We start from the raw sequence: 1,175 nt of genomic DNA, 5'->3' as shown, positions 1-1,175 counted from the left end.
GGGACAGGCGGCCGCCTCGCGGCTGATGCGCAAGAATCCGGGCAGCCTCGCCTCGCGCTACGGCGAGGCGCAGCTCGCCTATCTTTACGGCAACCTCAATGCCGCGCTCGTCAAGACGTCCGCACTGATCAAGGAACAGCCGAAGAACCCCTATTTCCAGGAACTGCGCGGCGACATCCTGATGAAGGCGAACAAGCCCAAGGATGCCGCTGACGCATATGCCAAGGCGGTCAGCCTCGATCCCGCGAGGTCCGGGCTGCTGCCGGTCTCGCTCGGCCAGGCTCTGATGGCGATCGGCACGCCGGATGCCCTGAAAAAGGCCGCGGTGCAGATCAACAACGGTCTTGGGCGCGACAGGGAGAACGCCGTCGGCTACCGCTATCTGGCGCAGGCCTATGGCGAACTCGGCAACATACCGGCGGCGGACCTTGCCACGGCCGAAGGCCATTTCTATTCCGGCGACTACCGGAACGCGAAGATTTTCGCCATGCGCGCGCAACAGAAGATGAAGCGCGGCGAGCCTGGCTGGCTTCGCGCCCAGGATATCATAAACTACGGGCCTTCGGGCAAAACCAAGTGAACCTTCCGGCCGCTCCGGGCAACGGAAGCGGACTGGAACAGGCAAAAGGGATCGAGGATCATGAACAAGGCAATCTTGCTTGGCACGACGGGCGTGGTGGCCGCCCTTGCCATGCTGGCGGTCGGCTTCGTCGCCGGCAGCCCTCAGGCGGCCAAGGCCGACACGACGCAGGTCGTCCAGGCCGCCGCGCCCTCGGACAGGAGGATCGACCGGGCCGAGGTCGAGGGCATCATCCGCGACTACCTCCTCAAGAACCCGGAAGTGCTGCTCGAGGTGCAAGAAGCGCTGGAGGCCAAGCAGAAGGAAGAGCAGCGCATTGCCGCCCTCGGCGTCATCAAGAACGCCAAGGACGAGATCTTCAACTCCGCCTTTGACGGCATCGTCGGCAATCCGAACGGCAAGGTCACCATCGTCGAATTCTACGATTACAATTGCGGCTTCTGCAAACGCGCCATCGAGGACATGCAGGCGCTGACCAAGGCTAACCCCGACCTGCGCTTCGTCCTCAAGGAATTCCCGATCCTCAGCCCGGATTCGCAAAAGGCCAGCGTCGTCTCCATGGCCTTCCATTTGGTGATGCCTGAGAAATACGGCG

1 protein-coding gene and 1 pseudogene are annotated in these 1,175 nt (G+C 62.9%); both read left to right on the top strand.

From position 1 onward, the window contains the following. A pseudogene (locus EOA33_RS36330) lies at window positions 1-580 on the top strand (M48 family peptidase); the annotation flags it as partial. Between the two features lie 60 nt (window positions 581-640). Next, a partial coding sequence (locus tag EOA33_RS36325; RefSeq protein ID WP_127407767.1) for a thioredoxin domain-containing protein occupies window positions 641-1,175 on the top strand: 535 nt, incomplete at its 3' end.

Source organism: Mesorhizobium sp. M4A.F.Ca.ET.050.02.1.1 (assembly GCF_003997725.1).
GTDB lineage: Bacteria > Pseudomonadota > Alphaproteobacteria > Rhizobiales > Rhizobiaceae > Mesorhizobium.
This window is presented reverse-complemented; position numbering and strand designations above follow the sequence as displayed.